The organism is Devosia sp. SL43, from assembly GCF_021729885.1.
In the GTDB taxonomy this organism is placed as follows: Bacteria; Pseudomonadota; Alphaproteobacteria; order Rhizobiales; family Devosiaceae; genus Devosia.
Genome location: NZ_CP063401.1, coordinates 2,674,151 through 2,692,005 on the forward strand (window position 1 = coordinate 2,674,151; position 17,855 = coordinate 2,692,005).

Genomic DNA, 17,855 nt, shown 5'->3' on the forward strand with positions numbered 1-17,855 from the left:
GGTGGCAACGAGCACTGAGTTCGTGGAGAGCTACCCCCTTCCTGCTCGATCACGGACTTAGCAAACGCTAAGTCCTATCTCGCTTCCCTCCCCACAAGGGGGAGGGTGGGCCCTGTGGGCGCTGCGAGATAGCGGATCATCACTCAGAGGGCTCGTTCAGGCTCCGCCAAACAACCCCGGCAAATCGGCAATGCTCTCCACGATGATATCGGCACGCGGCGCCAACTCTTCCCGCGTGCTGTTGCCTGACAGCACGCCGATGGCGAGGCCGGCGCCGGCGGCGTGGGCCATTTCGAGATCGTGGGTATTGTCGCCGACCATGGCGATGGCGCTGGCGGGGAGGCCCGTGCGCTCGGCGAAGAGGTGCAGCTGGTCGGGCCAGGGCTTTGGCCTGATGACCGAATCGTAGCCGATGATGGCGGCGAAGTAATCGGTGAGGGCAAGCGCCGTGGCGGTGGCGCGGGCTCCGGCTTCCGAATCATTGGTGGCGATGCCGAGCTGGAAGCCGCGCGCGACAAGCGTTTCGAGTGTGTGATCGAGACCGGCAATGCCGGCGGCGCGGCGGCTGCCTTCGTCGACGGCCACGTCGTTATAGCCGGCAATGCGGGCTGTGCGATCGGCGGCCGGCAGGTTGGGGTGCCAGAGATCGACCAGGTCAGCGACCGTACCGGCCGCGACCACCGAGCCGCCGACGAAACGCTGCTGCTGCCAGTCATAGCCGCCCTGCTCGGCCAGCGCGCGTGCCGCCGCCTCGTCATCATCGGCAATGCTGCGGGCCAGCGTCATGATGATGCCGAACCATGTCTGGTTGAAGTCGATCAGGGTGCCATCCTTGTCGAACAGGATGCCGCGGATGGCAGACGGATCGGGCATGCGACGGGCTCCTCGGTGGACCGAGCGAGCCTAGGTTGCGTATCGCGCGCTGGCAATTGGCCTCGGCGCGCAAATGCCGTAGTGGTGGTGGAAACCGGAGCCGCGCGTCACATGCCCACCACCACATTCCTCGTCGCTTTCGCGACCCTGTTTGCCACTGTGGGCGTGGCTGATATCGCCTTCATCTTCGCGGCGCTGACCAAGCGCAATACGGCCCAGCAGCGCTTTGCCTTCGCCACGCGCGGCGTGATCATCGCCGGGGTGATCCTGCTGCTGTTCGCCCTGCTGGGTAATCCGATTCTCGAAATCTTCGGCATCACCATTCCGGCCCTGCGCACGGCCGGTGGCTTGCTGCTGTTTTTGATCGCCATCGACATGGTGTTCGCCCGCCATTCCGGCGGCACCGACATTACCGATCAGGAAGAGGTTGAGGCGCGCTCGCGCGACGATATCGCGGTGTTTCCGCTGGCCATGCCGCTGTTGGCCGGTCCGGGCGCCATCAGCGCGGTGATCCTGCTGACGACGGGGACGCACAATCCGGCCGAATTCTGGGCCGTGCTGATCGCCATCGTGGTGATCCTGTTCCTGGCCTGGCTGACGCTGCTGGTCGCCATCCCGATCCAGCGGCTGCTCGGGGTGACCGGGCTGGCCGTGGTGTCACGCGTCGTGGGTATCCTGCTGGCGGCCCTGGCCGTGCAGTTCGTCTTCGACGGGGTCAAGGCCAGCGGGCTGTTGTCGGGCGCCGCCTGAGCCGTGAAAATTTCGTAAAATTGCTATGTTAATCAAATCTTAACGCTGGCATTGACCCTGCCGGCGCGGAGGCGCAAACACGCTGCAAGAGACCTCGTTCGAGGACGAAAGATGCGTGTAGCGGCGGTACTGACCCTGTTGATCCTTGCCATGCTGGCTGCCAGCTCCAGCAACGTTACAGTCGCGCGCTCGGAGACGTTGCTGCCCCTGTCTGCAGTGGCCAACTAGGCTAAGCCCTGGCCTGTCCCCATCCACCGAGTCATTCCCGCGAAGGCGGGAATCCACTCTTCTTCACGGCTGCCGAAAAGGATGGATTCCCGCTTTCGCGGGAATGACGCCGTGGTTAAGGGGAGCAGGAGCGTAAAATGAAATTGCCCGGTCGAGCCGGGCAATGACGAAGGCGCAACGGGATCGAGCAGCTTACTTCTTGGCGGAGTTGCCGGCGCTGCCCGAACCCAGGCCGGTGATCGGCTTGGCGGCGGCGAGCTTGTCCTTTTTCGGCTTCTTGGCTTCCTTGTTGCTCTTCATCTGACCTTTGGCCATGTCCTGTCCTCCTCGCTGCGGGCCTGATGGCCCGGATCAATGCTGGCGCGAGGCTAGACCTGCCGCCAAGGGCTGGCAAGTCCCCGGTTTGATTGACAAATAGCCTACTTGGCCGATTGGCAGCGACCGGTCGGGCCAAGCGAAGCAATGGCGCGCGGATCGCAGCCGGTGAGCAGGAAGGTGATCCAGTCATTCTGGCTGCCATAGAAGGCATTGCGGTCGACCTCGCCGCGCACGCCGCGCACGACGCCGGTCTGCGTCCACTGCCAGAAGGTCCAGGTGCGGTTGGAATAGCGCTCATGCGGCTCGGCAGCGGTGGAGCGCAGCCAGAAGGCATTGGGGAAATATTCGCCATTGAGGACGTCGCGGTGGAAGTTCATGTCGGTATAGATGATCGGCAGCTTGCCGGTATGCCGCTCCATGGCGTCGAGCATGTAGCGGATCTTTTCGAGCGCATCGGCGCGACTTGGCTTGGTCTTGCAGCTCGAATGGTTGTTCCATTCGAGATCGAGTACCGGTGGCAGCGCATCGGGATCGTTGGGCACATTGGCGATGAACCAGGCCGCCTGTTCGGAGGCCAGCGAGCACCAGGTCATGAAGTGATAGGCGCCGCGCGGCATGCCGGCATCGCGGGCGCGTTGCCAGTTCACGCGGAAATTGGGGTCGATGTAGTCGCGGCCCTCGGTGGCCTTCATGAACACGAAATGGATGCCCGAGGCGAAGGCCTGGCGGAAATCGATGTTTTCCTGGTAGCGCGCCACGTCGATGCCCTGGATGGGCAGGCCACGCGCCCGGTCGACGCCGGCATGCGGGCGATTATCGCCCTGGATGGGACCATAGAGCCCGCCGCCTGATGAACAGGCCACCAGCACCACGGCCAGCATGGCCGACAAAGTTCCCTTTGCGATCGCGGAAAACAAGGGAAACGGCCGGCTGAAACGCATCGGGCAGAACTCTACGCAAATACAAAATGAGCCTTTGATTCAACATGGGGCGGTTAATGGAGGATTAGGTTTACCTTTGTGGCAAACCGCGTGGTTAACAGGCCGTATTTTGTTCGCTTTACGTTCTCAATCCGGTTTGCTAATCTCGCCCCAGGCTTGGGGAATTGGGCATGGTCACCCGCGTTGCCACCGTGGCGTTTCAAGGCATCGAAGCGGTGCCGGTCGATGTGCAGGTGCAGATCGTGCCGGGCTATCCGGCCTTCGTGCTGGTCGGCCTGCCCGACAAGGCGGTCAAGGAATCGGGCGAGCGGGTGCGCGCCGCCCTCGTCGCCTCGGGGCTGGGCGTGCCGCCCAAGCGCATCACCGTCAACCTGGCGCCGGCCGATCTGCCCAAGGAGGGCAGCCATTACGATCTGCCCATCGCGCTGGGCATCATGGCCGCCATCGGGGCTATCCCGCAGGATGCGCTTGATGGCTATCTGGCGCTGGGCGAATTGGGGCTCGACGGGCGGCTGGCCCATGTCGGCGGCATCCTGCCGGCCGCCATCGCGGCGCAGGGGCGCGACCTGGGGCTGATCTGCCCGGCGTCTTCGGGGCCGGAAGCGGCCTGGGCGGGCGAACATCTCGATATCGTCGCGGCGGATAGTCTGCTGGCGCTGGTCAATCACCTGACCGGCCATCAGCTGGCGACGCGGCCGGCGCCGCGCAAGCACCTGCCCAATACAGGGCTGCCCGATCTCAGCGATGTCAGGGGGCAGCTCGTGGCCCGGCGGGCGCTCGAAGTGGCGGCGGCCGGTGGGCATAACCTGCTCATGATCGGTCCACCCGGCGCCGGAAAATCCATGCTGGCGGCGCGACTGCCGTCGATCCTGCCGCCGCTCAATCCGCGCGAGCTGCTCGATATCTCGATGATCCAGTCGATCGCCGGGGAACTGGCCGGCGGGGCGATTTCCGATCGGCGGCCATTCCGTGCGCCGCATCACTCGGCCTCGATGGCGGCGCTGGTCGGTGGTGGCCTGAGGGTGCGTCCGGGCGAAGTGAGCCTGGCGCATAATGGCGTGCTGTTTCTCGACGAGCTACCGGAGTTCCAGCCCAATGTGCTCGACAGCCTGCGCCAGCCGCTCGAAGCGGGCGAGACCGTGATCGCGCGGGCCAATGCGCGGGTGAGCTATCCCAGCCGCGTGCAGCTGATCGCGGCGATGAATCCGTGCAAATGCGGACTGGCCGGCACACCGGGCCACACTTGCCGTCGCGGCAAGGCTTGCGCCGACGACTACCAGAGCCGCGTCTCGGGGCCGTTCCTCGACCGCATCGATATTCGCATTGACGTCCCCGCGGTGACCGCCGCCGACATGATCGCGCCATCGGCAGCAGCGGAGAGCTCGGCCACCGTGGCCGAGCGGGTGGCTCTGGCCCGCGAACGCCAGCGCCAGCGCTATGCCGAACACGGCGCCGGCGATATCTTCACCAATGCCCAGGCCGGCTCGACGCTGATCGAGGCGGTGGTCAACCCGGACAAGGAGAGCCAGAGCCTGCTGCTGCAAGCCGCCGAGCGCTTCAACCTCTCGGCCCGCGCTTATCACCGTGTCCTCAAGGTGGCCCGCACGCTGGCCGACCTGGCAGGGGTCGATCGCGTGGCACGGCCGCATATTGCGGAAGCGCTGAGCTATCGAATCAATTTCGGGACGGCTTAGGAGATGGCAGACCGAATCGTGCCCCAGACCAGCCTGGTGCGCACCTGATAGGTCAGGCGTCCTTTGTCTGCATGAGGCTGCAGGATTGCCTCAAGCTCTCGGTCAAAGTCCGCAATGTTTGGGCCCAACCTCGATGAGGCGAAGGTATCGCGCGAGTGCTGGCAGCCGATGAAGTCGGCAACGCTTTGCTCGAACGCGTCCGAGATAAAATACTCGTCCCCAAGAATGTCGAGGCCGCTGCGATAGCTGTCCCAGATTGGTGTCTTTGTCGCGGGGTCGTACTGCTCGCCGGTAATCCTCGGCACCCAGCGTTGCAGGAAGGCGAGCCACTCGTCCCGCCAGGGTGGCTCGAAAGCATCGTCACCCGAAACAACCGCTATGATGTGGCCCGGCCGACCATGTTGTGCCAAGCGGGGGAAGAGCCGCTGGTGATCCATCCAGTGAATGCTTGCGGCCGCGACGGTCAGGTCGAAACGGCGCTCCCCTATCGGAAACTCCTCGGCGAAACCCTCGATCCACTCGATATTGGCGGCGTCGCCACCCGGCAGCGATCGGCCTAGCGCGATCATGTTGCTCGAAGGATCCACGGCGGTGACGCTGCCGAAAAGCCGGGTAAGGGGCCGCGCCACCTTGCCGGGTCCGCAACCGATATCCAGCGCTGCCACCCGGGCGGGGGATATCTCGGCAAGCCTGGCAAAGATGGCGTCGGGATACGGTGGACGGAACACGTAGTTCTCGACAACATCCGCCTCCTCGAAGGAGGCGCCGGCGCGTTCCGTCATGATGGTCCCGCCGGGATTGCGTGAAGGTGACTGGTCGAACATGGTGACAGTACCGCCGTAAGGCAACCGGCTCGGGAACGGCATTTGTGGTCACCAAGCAACCCATCTCAACACCAGGAGCCCCATATGCGCCATCGTATTTCAGCCGGCGTGCTGACCGTGCATGACGGCAAAATCCTGCTCGTGCGGCATTTTCGGGCCGGACTGCATGATTTCTGGGCGCCGCCGGGTGGGGGTGTCGAGGGTGGCGAAGAGCTGGCTGATGCGGCCGAGCGCGAGGCGCTGGAGGAGACCGGGCTGGTGATCGCGGCCGGACCGCTGGCCTATATCGATGAGCTGATCGACGACAGCGAGAGGATGATCAAGTTCTGGTTCCTCGCCCGCTATGTCTCGGGCGTGATCGATGTCGACAGCAATCCGGCCGAGGGCGAATCCATCATCGAGGCGGGCTGGTTTGCGCGGAATAGCCTGCCGGAGGGCTATGTGTTCCCCGACCCGCTGCATGACCGGTTCTGGCAGGATTTGGCGACGGGCTTCCCCGCGCCCATCAAGCTGCCCCTCAAGCGGGCATTGTTCTAGCCGCCGCGAATACTGATGCGGTGATCACGCCATCAGGGCTTCCGGCTGTGCATAAGCCTGTGGATAAGTGTTTCACGTGAATCCGTTCCGGCGGCGAATTCTAACCCGATTGGGCGCAACCGTATGGCGCCGCTCAGACCGCGTTAACGCTCGCCGCATAAATGTCATCGTCAGCGGTCAACACGTTGACCAGAGGCCAACAGATTGACGATGCAACGTTCGGGCGAACTCGTACAGTGGAACAATAAGGGCGGCTTCGGCTTCGTGCGCGACGAGGCTGGGCATGACTATTACGTCCATATTTCCAAGCTGGCGCCCGACCAGGGCCGGCCACGCCTCGGCGATACCCTGAACTTCGAGATTGCCAAGGGTCGCAATGGCCGACCCGCCGCTGTCAATGTGCGGGTCTCCGCATCGGCTCCGATCGCCGCGCCAACCATGCGCGATGTCAAGCGCATGCCGGACGGCGTCTCGCGCTTCAAGCTGGGGCTGCGCACCGGCGCGGCGACGATCATGACGCTGCTGATCCTGTGGGCGATCGGCACCGGGCAAGCGCCGGTCTGGCTGGGCGGCATCTATGCACTGATGGGCGCGGCCTCAGCTTTGCTCTATCGCTTCGACAAGCTCTACGCCCTGAACGGCAGCTGGCGGGTGAGCGAGACCAACCTGCATGTGGTCGACCTGTTCGGCGGCATTATCGGCGGGCTGTCGGCGCAGGAAGTCTATCGCCACAAGACGGTGAAGCCGCGGTTCGTGGCGATGACCTGGACGATTGCATTGCTGCATACGCTAGGGCTGGCGGCGCTGGCCTTCGGTTGGCTCGGCGCCGCCGTGCCCGGCTTCTAGTGGAACTGCGCGGTCTCGGTTGATTCCCCCATCGCCGTGGTCGCGCTCTTGCCGTCGCTGACAGCCATCGACACCGCGTCGAAATAGCTGGTGCCGACTTCCCGCTGATGCCGTACTGCAGAGAAGCCGTGCTTTTCGGCGGCGAATTCGGCCTGTTGCAGGCGGGAATAGCCGGCCATGCCATCGGCCTTGTAGGCGCGGGCCAGTTCGAACGTGGTGAGGCTCAGGTTGTGGAAGCCGGCCAGGGTGATGAACTGGTACTTGTAGCCCATGGCGGCAATTTCGCGCTGGAAACTGGCCATGGCGGCCTCGTCCATATGCTTGGCCCAGTTGAAGCTGGGTGAGCAATTGTAGGCCAGCATCTGCTCGGGATGCACCTTGCGCACCGCTTCGGCGAATTTCCGGGCCTCGGCTAGGTCGGGCTTTGACGTTTCGCACCAGATCAGGTCGGCATAGGGCGCATAGGCAATGCCGCGGGCGATGGCCGCGTCAATGCCGCCCTTGAGCTTGTAGAAGCCTTCAGGCGTGCGCTCGTCGGTGACGAAGGGGGCATCATAATCGTCGATATCGGAGGTGATGAGGCGGGCCGCTTCGGCATCGGTGCGGGCCATGATCAGCGTGGGCACGCCCATCACGTCGGCGGCCAGCCGCGCCGCATTGAGGGTGCGGATGAACTGGCTGGTCGGCACCAGCACCTTGCCCCCAAGGTGGCCGCATTTCTTCTCGCTGGCCAGCTGATCCTCAAAATGCACCGCCGCCGCGCCCGCTTCGATCATCGCCTTCATCAGCTCGAACACGTTGAGCGCGCCACCGAAACCGGCCTCGGCATCGGCAATGATGGGCACGAAGAAATCGAGATCGGTGGTGGCGATGCCGTCGGCCTGTTCCATGGTCTGGATCTGGTCGGCACGCTGCAGAGCCTTGTTTATGCGCTTGACCACCGAGGGAACGCTATCGACCGGGTAGAGACTCTGATCAGGATACATATTGCCCGAGGTATTGGCATCGGCAGCCACCTGCCAGCCGGAGAGGTAGATGGCCTTGAGGCCCGCCTTGACCTGTTGCACCGCCTGATTGCCGGTGAAGGTGCCCAGCGTCGGCACGAATTCCTCGGTGTGAAGGAGTTCCCACAGGCGCCGGGCGCCGTTCTCCGCCAAGGTATGGCGGATTGGCAGCGAGCCCGATAGGCGGGCGATATCGGCCTGCGAATAGGTGCGGGCAATATTGCGCCAGCGGTCGGGAGCATAGTCGGGCGTGGGGAATATTGGCTTGTCGAGCATGGTGTCTCCTCCTTGGAGCATGGCTTCGCCGGTCCGTTGGGACGGCTGATTCACGTGGAACAAAATTGCTTTGGCTTGGACGTTTCAGTCGACACCCTCCCCCTTGTGGGGAGGGATCAAGGGTGGGGTTGTTTGGCCCGGATATCGGGGCTCTCGCACCCCCACCCTGCTCGATTTACGGACTTAGCTGAAGCTAAGTCCTATCTCGCTTCCCTCCCCACAAGGGGGAGGGTGGACCCGGTGGGTTGACCAAAATCACCCCAAGACCTTCCGGCTGAACGTCGCGGCGATCATGCCGTTGCCGGAGAACAGATCCGTGCTGCCGTCGCCGCCGACCAGGCTGAACTGGTGCCGGCCGATCTTGCCGGCAATGGCGTAACCCTGCTTGTCCAGATGCCTGGCCTTGAACTGGGCCATGGCTTCACCGGCCGTGGGGGCGATGATGGTCAGGTACTCTTCGCGTTCACTGATGGCAGGGCTCATCCGAAAGTCTCCTCGTTTCGTTGGTGTAAACATTTGACAAAACGCTGAGACATGCAAGAACTAAGCGCAAATAGGCCAGTAAAGCTGTAAAGCAGTGGTCAAGTTTCGCTGACAGAACTGTAAAGTCTGTCAAGAAGTGTCGGAGGACACGCCATGAATGATGCTGCGGAGATGCAGATCGGCGGCCGTATCAAGCGGCTGCGGCGACTGCGTAAGCTGGCCCAGGCGGATCTGGCGACAGCGCTCGGGATCTCGGCCAGCTATCTCAACCTGATCGAGCACAACCGGCGCAAGGTCACGGTGCCACTGCTGTTTTCCATTGCCGGCTATTTCGGCGTCGAGCCGGGCGAGCTGGTCGATAGCGACGAGGGGCGTTTGCTCGGCGACCTGATGGAGGCGTTCGGCGACGACATCTTTGCCGATAGCGACGTGACCAACCTCGAAATCCGCGACCTGGCGCAATCCAACCCGGCGGCGGCGCGGGCCATCCTCAAGCTCTACGATCGCTACCGGCTGGTGGCCAAATCCGGTCCGGCACCGGCAATACCTGGCGAGGCCGAGCCGTTCCACCTGGCGACCGATGCCATCTCCGATTTCCTGCAGGAGAATGCCAACCACTTTCCGGCGCTGGAGGCGGCGGCCGAGCGCATTCGCGCCGATATCGACCATTCCGGCGACAACTTCGACTATGGGCTGCGCACCTATCTGTTCAACGTCTTCGGTGTCGAGGTGAAGCTGGCCTCCCTGCCCCATGGCATTGCGCGGCAACTCGACCAGCGGCGGCAGCACCTGCTGGTCTCCGATATCCTGCCGGCGGAATCGGCTCTGTTCCTTGTGGCCCATCAGCTGGGGCAGCTGGCGGTCGGCAACGAGATCGACGCCATCATAGCCGCGTCCTCGCTGCCCGAGGGCGATGCGCCGGGCCTGGCGCGCAATGTGCTCTCGGCCTATTTCGCTGCGGCTTTGGTGATGCCCTATGAGCCGTTCCTGCGCGCCTGTCGCGACTATCGCTATGATATCGAGCGGCTGGGACGGCGGTTCGGCGCCAGCTTCGAGCAGATCTGCCACCGCATGACGACCCTGCAGCGCAAGGGCGCCGCGGGCATTCCGCTGCATCTGGTGCGCACCGATATTGCCGGCAATATATCCAAGCGCTTCTCGCTGTCGGGCATCCATATCCCGCGCCATTCGGGTGCCTGTCCGCGCTGGAATGTCTATTCAGCTTTCCTTTCGCCCGAGCGGATCAATATCCAGCTCAGCCAGATGCCGGACGGCCAGCGCTATTTCTGCATCGCCCGCACCATCGCCAAGGGCGACCATCGCTACAACGCGCCACGCCGCTACATGTCGATCGGCCTGGGCTGCTCGATCCATCACGCCAAGGAGATGATCTATTCCGACGGTGTGGACCTGGGCGGCGAGAGCCAACTGGTGCCGATCGGGGTGGGATGCCGGATCTGCCCAAGGATGGAATGCGGCCAGCGGGCGCATCCGCCGGCCGATCATCGATTCAGGCTGGATGACAATGTGCGGCCGGAGAGTTTGTATGGGCGGATGGTTTAGGGGCACGCCCTCGTGGTTCGAGGCTCGTGAAGAACTCGCGCCTCACCATGAGGGCTACTCTTCGTTCGGTGTTTCAGCAGCCCTCATGGTGAGGTGCGCCTCTTCGGCGCCTCGAACCACGAGGGCGTGGCACTACCGATGGAAATCCGCCCCGCCGGCCCGGCGGTCCCACTCCCAAGTCTCCCGCCATTCCTTCTCAAGGATAGCGCGGCGCTTGCCGTAGCGGTCGTCGGTGGCGGTCAGGGCGACGATGCGGTCGGTGCGGAAATTGCGGAAGGCGGTGCGCAGGCAGCACCAGGCGGCGATGACCTGCTTGCCCTCGTAATAGGCAAGTTGCACCGGCCAGATGGTGCGCTCGGACGGGTTGCCCCCCTCGTCTTCGTAGGAAATGGTCAGCGCCCTTTCGGTGCGCATCGCCTGGCGCACCTGACCCAGTATCGGCATAGGCTGGCGCGAATTGGCGCTCCACACCGCGACGGGCCAGAGGCCGGTATCGTTGATGCGGTCGCGCAGATCTTCCGGTGAGGCGGTGGCGATCTTGGCGAGCGCGTTGCGGGCGGCCAGGCCCAGCCCATCGTCGGGCTGGGCGCCGACCCAGCGGGCGCCGAGCACCAGCGCTTCCAGCTCCTCGGGCGAGAACATCAGTGGCGGCAGGAAGAAGCCAGGCTTCAGCATGTAACCGACCCCCGCTTCGCCATCGATGGGCGCGCCGAGGCCAATGAGGGTCTGCACGTCGCGATAGAGCGTGCGCACGGAAACGCCCTGTTCCTCGGCAAGCGCGGCCGCTGTGACGGGGCGCCGATGCCGGCGCAGCGCATCCATGACCGCAAACAGCCGCTCGGTCTTGTCCATGCTTTGTTCTCCTCTGGGCGCCCTTGATGCCAGATTCCCGTGACCGGGCCAAGACCGGTGGTGCTACGAAATCTGGCCATGGAAGGCGCGGATGTCGTGGGCCATGGCCTCGGTTTCCTCGAGTGCCGGGAAGTGGCCGCCTGAACTCAGCTCGGTCCAGCGCACGATATTCCACAGATTGCGTTCGCCCCAGGCGCGCGGCGCCGGGTTGTCGGCGGGGAGCAGCAGGATGGCGTGCGGCACGCTGTGTTTCGGCGCCTTCCGGGAGAGTTCCGGGTCCGCAAACGCCTCTTTGTAGAGGCGGACCGAACTGCCGATGGTCTGGGTGAACCAATAGACGGAGAGGATCGTGCAGAGGTCATCGAGCTCGAAGGCATTGAGGATGTCGCCACCGGTATCGCCCGACTTGTGGAAGTGTTCGAGGGCCCAGCTGGCCAGTCCCGCAGGGGAATCGTTGAGTCCCACCGCCAGCGATGCCGGCTTGGTCATGTGGACCATAGCATAGGCGCCCTCGGCAAAGCCCCAATAGTCGACTTTGCCAAAATAGGCCTGCTCCTCCGGCGTCGGATCGGCAGGGCGCGGATAGCCGAAATAGACGTTGAGGTAATGCGCGCCGATGATGCGCTCGGGGTGGTCGCGCACCAAGGCCATCTCGGCGCCCGATCCCAAATCTGAGCCGGACACGAGGAACCTGTCGTGGTCGAGCCGGGTCATCAGCTCGGCCATGAGGGCGGCGACGCGGGTCAGGTTCATGCCGGGCCGGGTCGGCTGGCTGGAAAAGCCATAGCCGGGCAGTGAGGGAATGACGACGTCGAACGCAACGCCGTCCACCGGCTCGGTCAGGAGGGGTACCAGCGGCAGCAGTTCGACGAAGTTGGACGGCCAGCCATTGGTGAGCAGGATCGGAACATTGGTGGTTCCTCGCCCCTTCACCTGCACGAAATGCACAGTTTCGCCGTCGATCACCTCGGTAAACTGCGGGAAGGCATTGAGCCGGGCTTCCGCCGAGCGCCAGTCATAGTCCCTGCCCCAATAGTCTATGAAGCGGCGGAGGAAGCTGGCGTCGGTGCCATCGCCCCAGCCGACACCATCGATGGTCTTGGGGAAACGGGTGGCGGCGAGGCGGGACTTGAGGTCGGCGATGTCGGCGTCGGGGACGGCGATCGTGAAGGGCGTGGGCATGGGACTCTCCAGGTCTGTTGGAGAGACATGCAGCTAGGCGCTGACAGGCGATGGCAGGACGATTGCTGACAGGATTTGGCAGCGGGTTCTGCTGCCGAACTTTCAGCCGACACCCTCCCCCTTTGTGGGGAGGGATCAAGGGTGGGGTGGTTTGCCCAAATATCGGGGCTCCCTTACCCCCTCCCAGCCTCCCCCATCAAGGGGGAGGTGCCGTCCGGTGCAGCGGCGAGATCATACCATACGCCAAATGCGATAGCCCTCCCCACAAGGGGGAGGGTGGGCCGCGATGGGGGTGGCGGGAGGAGCGACTGAGAGCGCTCTAGGCGATCTCGAATTCGCACCAGTGACTGTATGGGCGATCCGGCGAGTGGATGACGTTGGGGAAATGCGGGTTGTGCACGGCGTCGGCGAAGGACTGGTCTTCTAGGCAGAAGCCGGCATGCTTCTTGTAGGTCTTGCCATTGAGGCCGGGCACCGGGATGTCGGTCCAGACGCCATTATAGACCTGCACGCCTGGGCGGTCGGTCCAGAGCTTGAGGGTCAGGGCCTTGTCGGGGCTGACCACGGTGGCGATCGGATCGGCGTGGTTGCGGCCGGTATCGAGGGTCATGCCGATATCGTAGTCGACCGGCTGGCCGGATGCGTCGCGCATGGTGCGCGGCTGGCGCAGGTCATAGATCGTGCCTGCCGATGGCAGGATGGCGCCGGTTGGGGCGAGGTCGTCGCCGAGCGCGGTATAGGCGGATGAATTGACCTGAATGGTGTGGTCAAGAACGGTGTCGCTACTGCCCAGGTTGAAATACTGGTGCTGCACTAGGCTGATCGGGGTTTTCTCATCAGTCGTGGCCGAGAGATCGAGGCGCAGGCGGTTGCCTGATAGCGTGTAGACAGCAGTTAGATTCAGGTTGCCGGGATAGCCCATGGCGCCCGCCGGGCTGAGATGGGTGAAAGTCACGCTATTGGCGGCGGTGTTGACAAAACCGTCCCAGACCTGGCGGCCGAGGCCCTCGTCGCCGCCGTGTAGTTGCAGCGTTCCGGCATTTGCAGGCAGCGTGTATGTTTTGCCATTGAGATCGAAGCTGGCGCCCTTGATGCGGTTGGCAACGCGGCCGGCGAGCGAACCGAAATGCGGGCTGTGCTGCACATAGGCGTCGAAATTGTCGAAGCCAAGCACAACCGAACGATCACCGCCACCGGCCACCGGCACACGCCAGTCGCGCACTGCGACACCATAGCCGATGATATCGACCGACACGCCGGTATCGCTGACGAGACGGAACTGATCGACGCGCTTGCCCTTGAAGTCGCCGAATGTCGATACCGCTATTGTCATACTTATCCCCTCAAAATGGCGGGCAAAGCTGTAGCCTGCTTTCTTGGACCACTGCAACGTCGCACTTGACCTTTTCTGGCACTCCGCCAAAGCTCGCCTCAAAACACGATGGGGGTCAGGTGAACGAGATCGGATTGAGGCGCCGGGCAACCGTGCATGACGTGGCGCGGGCGGCAGGGGTGTCGCTGGCGACGGTCGATCGCGTGCTCAATGGTCGCCCCGGCGTGCGTGCGGCCACGGTGGAGAAGGTCGAAGCTGCCATCGCCGAGATCGGCTTCCAGCGCGACCTCGGTGCTTCGCTGCTGGCCCGGGCCCGCGACCTCAACGTCACCTTCATCATCCCCGACAGCTCCAATGAGTTCATGGCGAGCCTCGCCGAGGCGGTGGATCACCGGGCCCGGCAGGCGCTGACCGACCGCATGCATATCGAGACCCTGCGCTTGCGCGCCCTCGATGCCGATGCCATCGCGCAAAGCCTCGATGCGCTCGATCCGCGCCACTGCGACTGCGCCATCATCGTGGCCAGCGAGGAGCCATCGGTGCTTGCGGCGGTCGATAGTGCCACGCGGCGCGGTGTGCTGGTGATGACGCTGGTGTCGGACCTTCCGGGCTCGCTGCGGCGGCACTTCATCGGCATCGACAATGTGGCGGCAGGACGAACGGCAGCCTCGCTGCTGGGGCGGTTCCTGCCACAGGGCGGTAAAGTGGCGGTCATCGCCGGCTCGCTGCATCTGCGCGATCACTCGGACCGGCTGGAGGGTTTCCGGGCTGCGTTGGGCGCCGAATTCGGCAGCATAGAACTGATCGGACCGGTGGAGGGTCACGACGAAAGCCGCGAGACAGAGGCCATCGTCGCCGACCTCCTAGCGCAGCATCCCGATCTGGGTGGGCTCTACAATCTGGGCGCCGGCAATGCCGGGCTGGTGGCAGCGCTCGAAGCGTCCGGCCGCTCCGGCGCCATCCGCGTAATCGCCCACGAGCTGACCGAGCCGACGCGGCGAGGGCTGAACTCAGGCGCCATCGACGTGGTGCTCGACCAGAATCCGGACGGCGAAATCCGGGCTGCGCTGGCGGCGGCGCGCGGCCTGGCTTTGGGCGGCAACGGCAAGGGCGTCAACGACCCCATTGAAATCGGGATTTTCCTGCGCGACAATCTGCGCTAAGAAGCACGCCATTCATCAAACCGGCGTGGCCCGAAAATCGGGCTGGGAGGACGTTCCGATGACTTGCATTCCCCGTCCTGAGGTACGTGCCTCATGACTTATCTCGGCATTGATATCGGCACGTCAGGCGTCAAGGCGCTGCTGATCGACGAGCATGGCCGCGCCCTGGGCGAGGCCTCGGCCGCCGCCGTCGAGCCGGTGCGTCCGCATCCGGGCTGGTCCGAACAGAACCCGGCCGACTGGTGGACGGCGACGCTATCAGCCGTCGATAAACTCAAGGCATCCCACCCGACCGAACTGGCTTCGGTGCGCGGTATTGGCCTTTCCGGCCACATGCACGGCGCGACATTGCTGGGCAAGAATGAAGAAGTGCTGCGGCCCTGCATCCTGTGGAATGACGGGCGCTCGGCGGCCGAATGCAAGGAAATGGAAGCGGCGCTTCCAACCCTGCGCCAGCTCGCCGGCAATATCGCCATGCCCGGCTTCACCGCCCCCAAGATCGCCTGGGTGCGCAAGCATGAGCCTGCCATCTACGAAAAGATCGAAAAGGTACTGCTGCCCAAGGCCTATGTAAGGTTACTGCTGACGGGCGAGCATGTCGAAGACATGTCCGATGCCGCCGGCACGCTGTGGCTCGATGTGGCCAAGCGCGACTGGTCTGACGAACTATTGGCCGTGACCGGCCTCAATCGCAGTCATATGCCGCGCCTCGTTGAAGGTTCGGCTGTATCCGGCCATCTCAAGCGCGAGCTGGCGCAGCGCTGGGGCATGGACGGCCTGGTTGTGATTGCTGGCGGGGCCGGCGACAATGCGGCTTCGGCCGCCGGTATCGGCGCCATCCGTCCCGGTGAGGGCTTCGTGTCGCTTGGCACGTCGGGCGTGATCTTTGTCTCCAACGACAAGTTCCGGCCCAATACCGAGGGTGCGGTGCATGCCTTCTGCCACGCCATTCCCGATACCTGGCACCAGATGGGCGTGATCCTGAGCGCCACCGACAGTCTCAACTGGCTGAGCAAGATCACCGGCCAGAAGCAGGCCGAACTGTCAGGCGCCGCCGAGGAGCAGTTCAGCGGGCCGGGCGAAGAAATCTTTCTGCCCTATCTCTCGGGCGAGCGCACGCCGCACAATAATGCCGGAGCGCGCGGGTCCTTCGTGGGCCTGAGCCACTCCACCGACACGGCCAAGCTGGCCCAGGCCGTGATGGAGGGCGTGACCTTCGCCTTCCGCGACAGCCAGCGCGTGCTGCATGACGCCGGCACGAAAATCGACCGCTTGCTCGCCGTCGGCGGTGGATCGAAATCTGCACTGTGGCTCAAGATGATCGCCACCAATCTCGATATGGAAATCGCCCTGCCCGAGGACGGCGATTTTGGCGGTGCGCTCGGCGCCGCCCGTCTAGGTCTCTGTGCTGCCGAAGGCGCAGCGCCGAAAGACGTGATGACCATGCCGCCGATCAAGACTGTCATCGCGCCCGACAGAAGCCTGTCTTCCGCCTATTCCGACCAATATGCGCGTTACCGCGCGCTCTACCCTGCCATCGAGGAGGCACGTTCGTGACTGATTTCTTCAAGGGGATTAACCCCGTCAAATTCGAGGGTGCAAACAGCACCAACCCGCTGGCCTACCGCCACTACAACAAGGACGAAATCGTCCTCGGCAAGCGGATGGAAGACCATATCCGCCCCGGCGTCGCCTACTGGCACACCTTTGCCTGGGAAGGCGGCGACCCGTTCGGCGGCCGCACCTTCGATCGTCCCTGGTACGACAAGGGCATGGAAGGCGCCCGCCTCAAGGCCGATGTGGCCTTCGAGCTGTTCGACCTGCTCGACATGCCCTTCTTCTGCTTCCATGACGCCGATATCGCCCCCGAAGGCGCGACGCTCAAGGAATCCAACCGGAACGTGCGCGAGATCGGCGAGATCTTTGCCCGCAAGATGGAAACCAGCCGCACCAAGCTGCTCTGGGGCACGGCGAACCTCTTCTCCAACCGCCGCTACATGTCGGGCGCCGCGACCAATCCGGATCCCGAAGTCTTCGCCTATGCCGCCGGCCAGGTGAAGAACGTGCTGGAGCTGACCCATGAACTGGGCGGCGCCAACTATGTGCTGTGGGGCGGCCGCGAGGGCTATGAGACGCTGCTCAACACCAAGATCGGCCAGGAACAGGACCAGATGGGCCGCTTCCTGCACCTGGTCGTCGAGCATGCTGAAAAGATCGGTTACAAGGGCCAGATCCTGATCGAGCCCAAGCCGCAGGAGCCGTCCAAGCACCAGTATGATTTCGACGTCGCCACGGTCTATGGCTTCCTCAAGAAGTATGGTCTCGAAACCAAGGTGAAGTGCAATATCGAGGTCGGCCACGCCTTCCTCGCCAACCACTCCTTCGAGCACGAACTGGCCTTGGCCGCTTCGCTGGGCATTCTCGGCTCGGTCGACGCCAACCGCAACGACCTGCAGTCCGGCTGGGATACCGACCAGTTCCCCAACAACGTGCCCGAAACGACGCTGGCCTTCTATCAGATCCTCAAGGCCGGTGGCCTTGGTTCGGGTGGTTGGAATTTTGACGCCAAGGTGCGCCGCCAGTCCATCGACCCGGCCGACCTGCTGCATGGTCACATCGGCGGCCTCGACGTGCTGGCCCGTTCGCTCAAGGCGGCGGCGGCCATCATCGAAGACGGCACCTACGACAAGATTGTCGACGAGCGCTATGCTGGCTGGCAGCAGAAGGGCGCGCAGGCCATGCTCAAGGGCGAACGCACGCTCGAAGAGATCGCTGCCTGGGTGGAAGCCGAGAATATCAACCCGCAGCCCAAGTCGGGCCAGCAGGAATATCTCGAAAACCTGATCAACCGCTTCGTGTGACCGAATGGGGGCGAGGCAGAACCTCGCCCCTACCACAGATCGTCACCCTCGGGCTTGACCCGAGGGCCCTTCACTTGCCGGGCCGCATCGCAAGTACAGAACCCTCGGGTCAGGCCCGAGGGTGACG

17 protein-coding genes are annotated in these 17,855 nt (G+C 63.8%); 8 read left to right on the forward strand and 9 right to left on the reverse strand.

Annotation, left to right across the window (positions count from 1 at the left end; all coding sequences use genetic code 11):
• Window positions 1-156 precede the first annotated feature (156 nt).
• Window positions 157-873, reverse strand: coding sequence for an HAD family hydrolase (locus tag IM737_RS13185; RefSeq protein WP_236894419.1), 717 nt, complete (start codon window positions 871-873; stop codon window positions 157-159).
• Window positions 874-984: 111 nt separating this feature from the next.
• Here IM737_RS13185 and IM737_RS13190 point away from each other — a divergent pair, with 111 nt between their 5' ends.
• Window positions 985-1,623, forward strand: coding sequence for a MarC family protein (locus IM737_RS13190; protein ID WP_236894420.1), 639 nt, complete (start codon window positions 985-987; stop codon window positions 1,621-1,623).
• A gap of 420 nt (window positions 1,624-2,043) precedes the next feature.
• Here the strand turns inward: IM737_RS13190 and IM737_RS20960 are convergent, their stop codons facing one another.
• Window positions 2,044-2,166: a hypothetical protein gene (locus IM737_RS20960; protein ID WP_272906530.1), complete on the reverse strand. Its 123-nt coding sequence runs from the start codon at window positions 2,164-2,166 to the stop codon at window positions 2,044-2,046.
• Between the two features lie 104 nt (window positions 2,167-2,270).
• On the reverse strand, window positions 2,271-3,110 hold the full coding sequence (locus IM737_RS13195; protein ID WP_236894421.1) for a glycoside hydrolase family 25 protein: 840 nt from the start codon (window positions 3,108-3,110) through the stop codon (window positions 2,271-2,273).
• 170 nt (window positions 3,111-3,280) lie between these two features.
• Between IM737_RS13195 and IM737_RS13200 the strand changes: the two genes are divergently transcribed.
• The gene (locus tag IM737_RS13200; protein ID WP_236894422.1) at window positions 3,281-4,804 is read left to right on the forward strand and encodes a YifB family Mg chelatase-like AAA ATPase; all 1,524 of its coding nucleotides are present in this window, start codon (window positions 3,281-3,283) and stop codon (window positions 4,802-4,804) included.
• Here the strand turns inward: IM737_RS13200 and IM737_RS13205 are convergent.
• Window positions 4,801-5,670 (reverse strand): class I SAM-dependent methyltransferase, encoded by an 870-nt coding sequence (locus IM737_RS13205; RefSeq protein ID WP_236894423.1) that lies wholly within the window; start codon window positions 5,668-5,670, stop codon window positions 4,801-4,803. The two genes, IM737_RS13200 and IM737_RS13205, sit on opposite strands and share 4 nt — an antisense overlap.
• Window positions 5,671-5,712: 42 nt before the next feature.
• Between IM737_RS13205 and IM737_RS13210 the strand changes: the two genes are divergently transcribed.
• Together IM737_RS13210 and IM737_RS13215 are read left to right on the forward strand one after the other, a co-directional pair.
• Window positions 5,713-6,165 carry an NUDIX domain-containing protein gene (locus IM737_RS13210; protein WP_236894424.1) on the forward strand — a complete coding sequence of 151 codons (453 nt, stop codon included), beginning with the start codon at window positions 5,713-5,715 and terminating at the stop codon, window positions 6,163-6,165.
• A 210-nt stretch (window positions 6,166-6,375) separates the two neighbouring features.
• Window positions 6,376-7,011 (forward strand): DUF1294 domain-containing protein, encoded by a 636-nt coding sequence (locus IM737_RS13215; RefSeq protein ID WP_236899921.1) that lies wholly within the window; start codon window positions 6,376-6,378, stop codon window positions 7,009-7,011.
• Here IM737_RS13215 and aceA read toward each other — a convergent pair.
• Together aceA and IM737_RS13225 are read right to left on the reverse strand one after the other, a co-directional pair.
• Window positions 7,008-8,291 (reverse strand): isocitrate lyase, encoded by a 1,284-nt coding sequence (gene aceA, locus IM737_RS13220; RefSeq protein ID WP_236894425.1) that lies wholly within the window; start codon window positions 8,289-8,291, stop codon window positions 7,008-7,010. The two genes, IM737_RS13215 and aceA, sit on opposite strands and share 4 nt — an antisense overlap.
• Window positions 8,292-8,546: 255 nt before the next feature.
• The gene (locus IM737_RS13225; RefSeq protein WP_236894426.1) at window positions 8,547-8,774 is read right to left on the reverse strand and encodes a hypothetical protein; all 228 of its coding nucleotides are present in this window, start codon (window positions 8,772-8,774) and stop codon (window positions 8,547-8,549) included.
• Between the two features lie 153 nt (window positions 8,775-8,927).
• Between IM737_RS13225 and IM737_RS13230 the strand changes: the two genes are divergently transcribed.
• Window positions 8,928-10,337 (forward strand): helix-turn-helix domain-containing protein, encoded by a 1,410-nt coding sequence (locus IM737_RS13230; RefSeq protein ID WP_236894427.1) that lies wholly within the window; start codon window positions 8,928-8,930, stop codon window positions 10,335-10,337.
• Between the two features lie 132 nt (window positions 10,338-10,469).
• Here the strand turns inward: IM737_RS13230 and IM737_RS13235 are convergent, their stop codons facing one another.
• The 3 genes from IM737_RS13235 to IM737_RS13245 all read right to left on the reverse strand — a co-directional run bounded on the left by IM737_RS13235 (window position 10,470) and on the right by IM737_RS13245 (window position 13,704).
• Window positions 10,470-11,189, reverse strand: coding sequence for a helix-turn-helix transcriptional regulator (locus IM737_RS13235; protein WP_236894428.1), 720 nt, complete (start codon window positions 11,187-11,189; stop codon window positions 10,470-10,472).
• 63 nt (window positions 11,190-11,252) lie between these two features.
• The gene (locus IM737_RS13240) at window positions 11,253-12,371 is read right to left on the reverse strand and encodes an epoxide hydrolase family protein (RefSeq protein WP_236894429.1); all 1,119 of its coding nucleotides are present in this window, start codon (window positions 12,369-12,371) and stop codon (window positions 11,253-11,255) included.
• A gap of 319 nt (window positions 12,372-12,690) precedes the next feature.
• Entirely contained in the window at window positions 12,691-13,704 is a 1,014-nt protein-coding gene (locus IM737_RS13245; RefSeq protein ID WP_236894430.1) for an aldose epimerase family protein, read from the reverse strand.
• 134 nt (window positions 13,705-13,838) lie between these two features.
• On the opposite strand from IM737_RS13245, the gene IM737_RS13250 reads away from it, so the two are divergent.
• The 3 genes from IM737_RS13250 (at window position 13,839) to xylA (ending at window position 17,728) form a co-directional block, all read left to right on the forward strand.
• Window positions 13,839-14,867, forward strand: coding sequence for a LacI family DNA-binding transcriptional regulator (locus tag IM737_RS13250; protein WP_236894431.1), 1,029 nt, complete (start codon window positions 13,839-13,841; stop codon window positions 14,865-14,867).
• A 93-nt stretch (window positions 14,868-14,960) separates the two neighbouring features.
• Window positions 14,961-16,424, forward strand: a complete 1,464-nt coding sequence (xylB, locus tag IM737_RS13255; RefSeq protein ID WP_236894432.1) for a xylulokinase — start codon at window positions 14,961-14,963, stop codon at window positions 16,422-16,424.
• Window positions 16,421-17,728 carry a xylose isomerase gene (xylA, locus tag IM737_RS13260; protein ID WP_236894433.1) on the forward strand — a complete coding sequence of 436 codons (1,308 nt, stop codon included), beginning with the start codon at window positions 16,421-16,423 and terminating at the stop codon, window positions 17,726-17,728. The genes xylB and xylA overlap by 4 nt, the downstream gene beginning before the upstream one ends.
• Window positions 17,729-17,855: the final 127 nt, after the last annotated feature.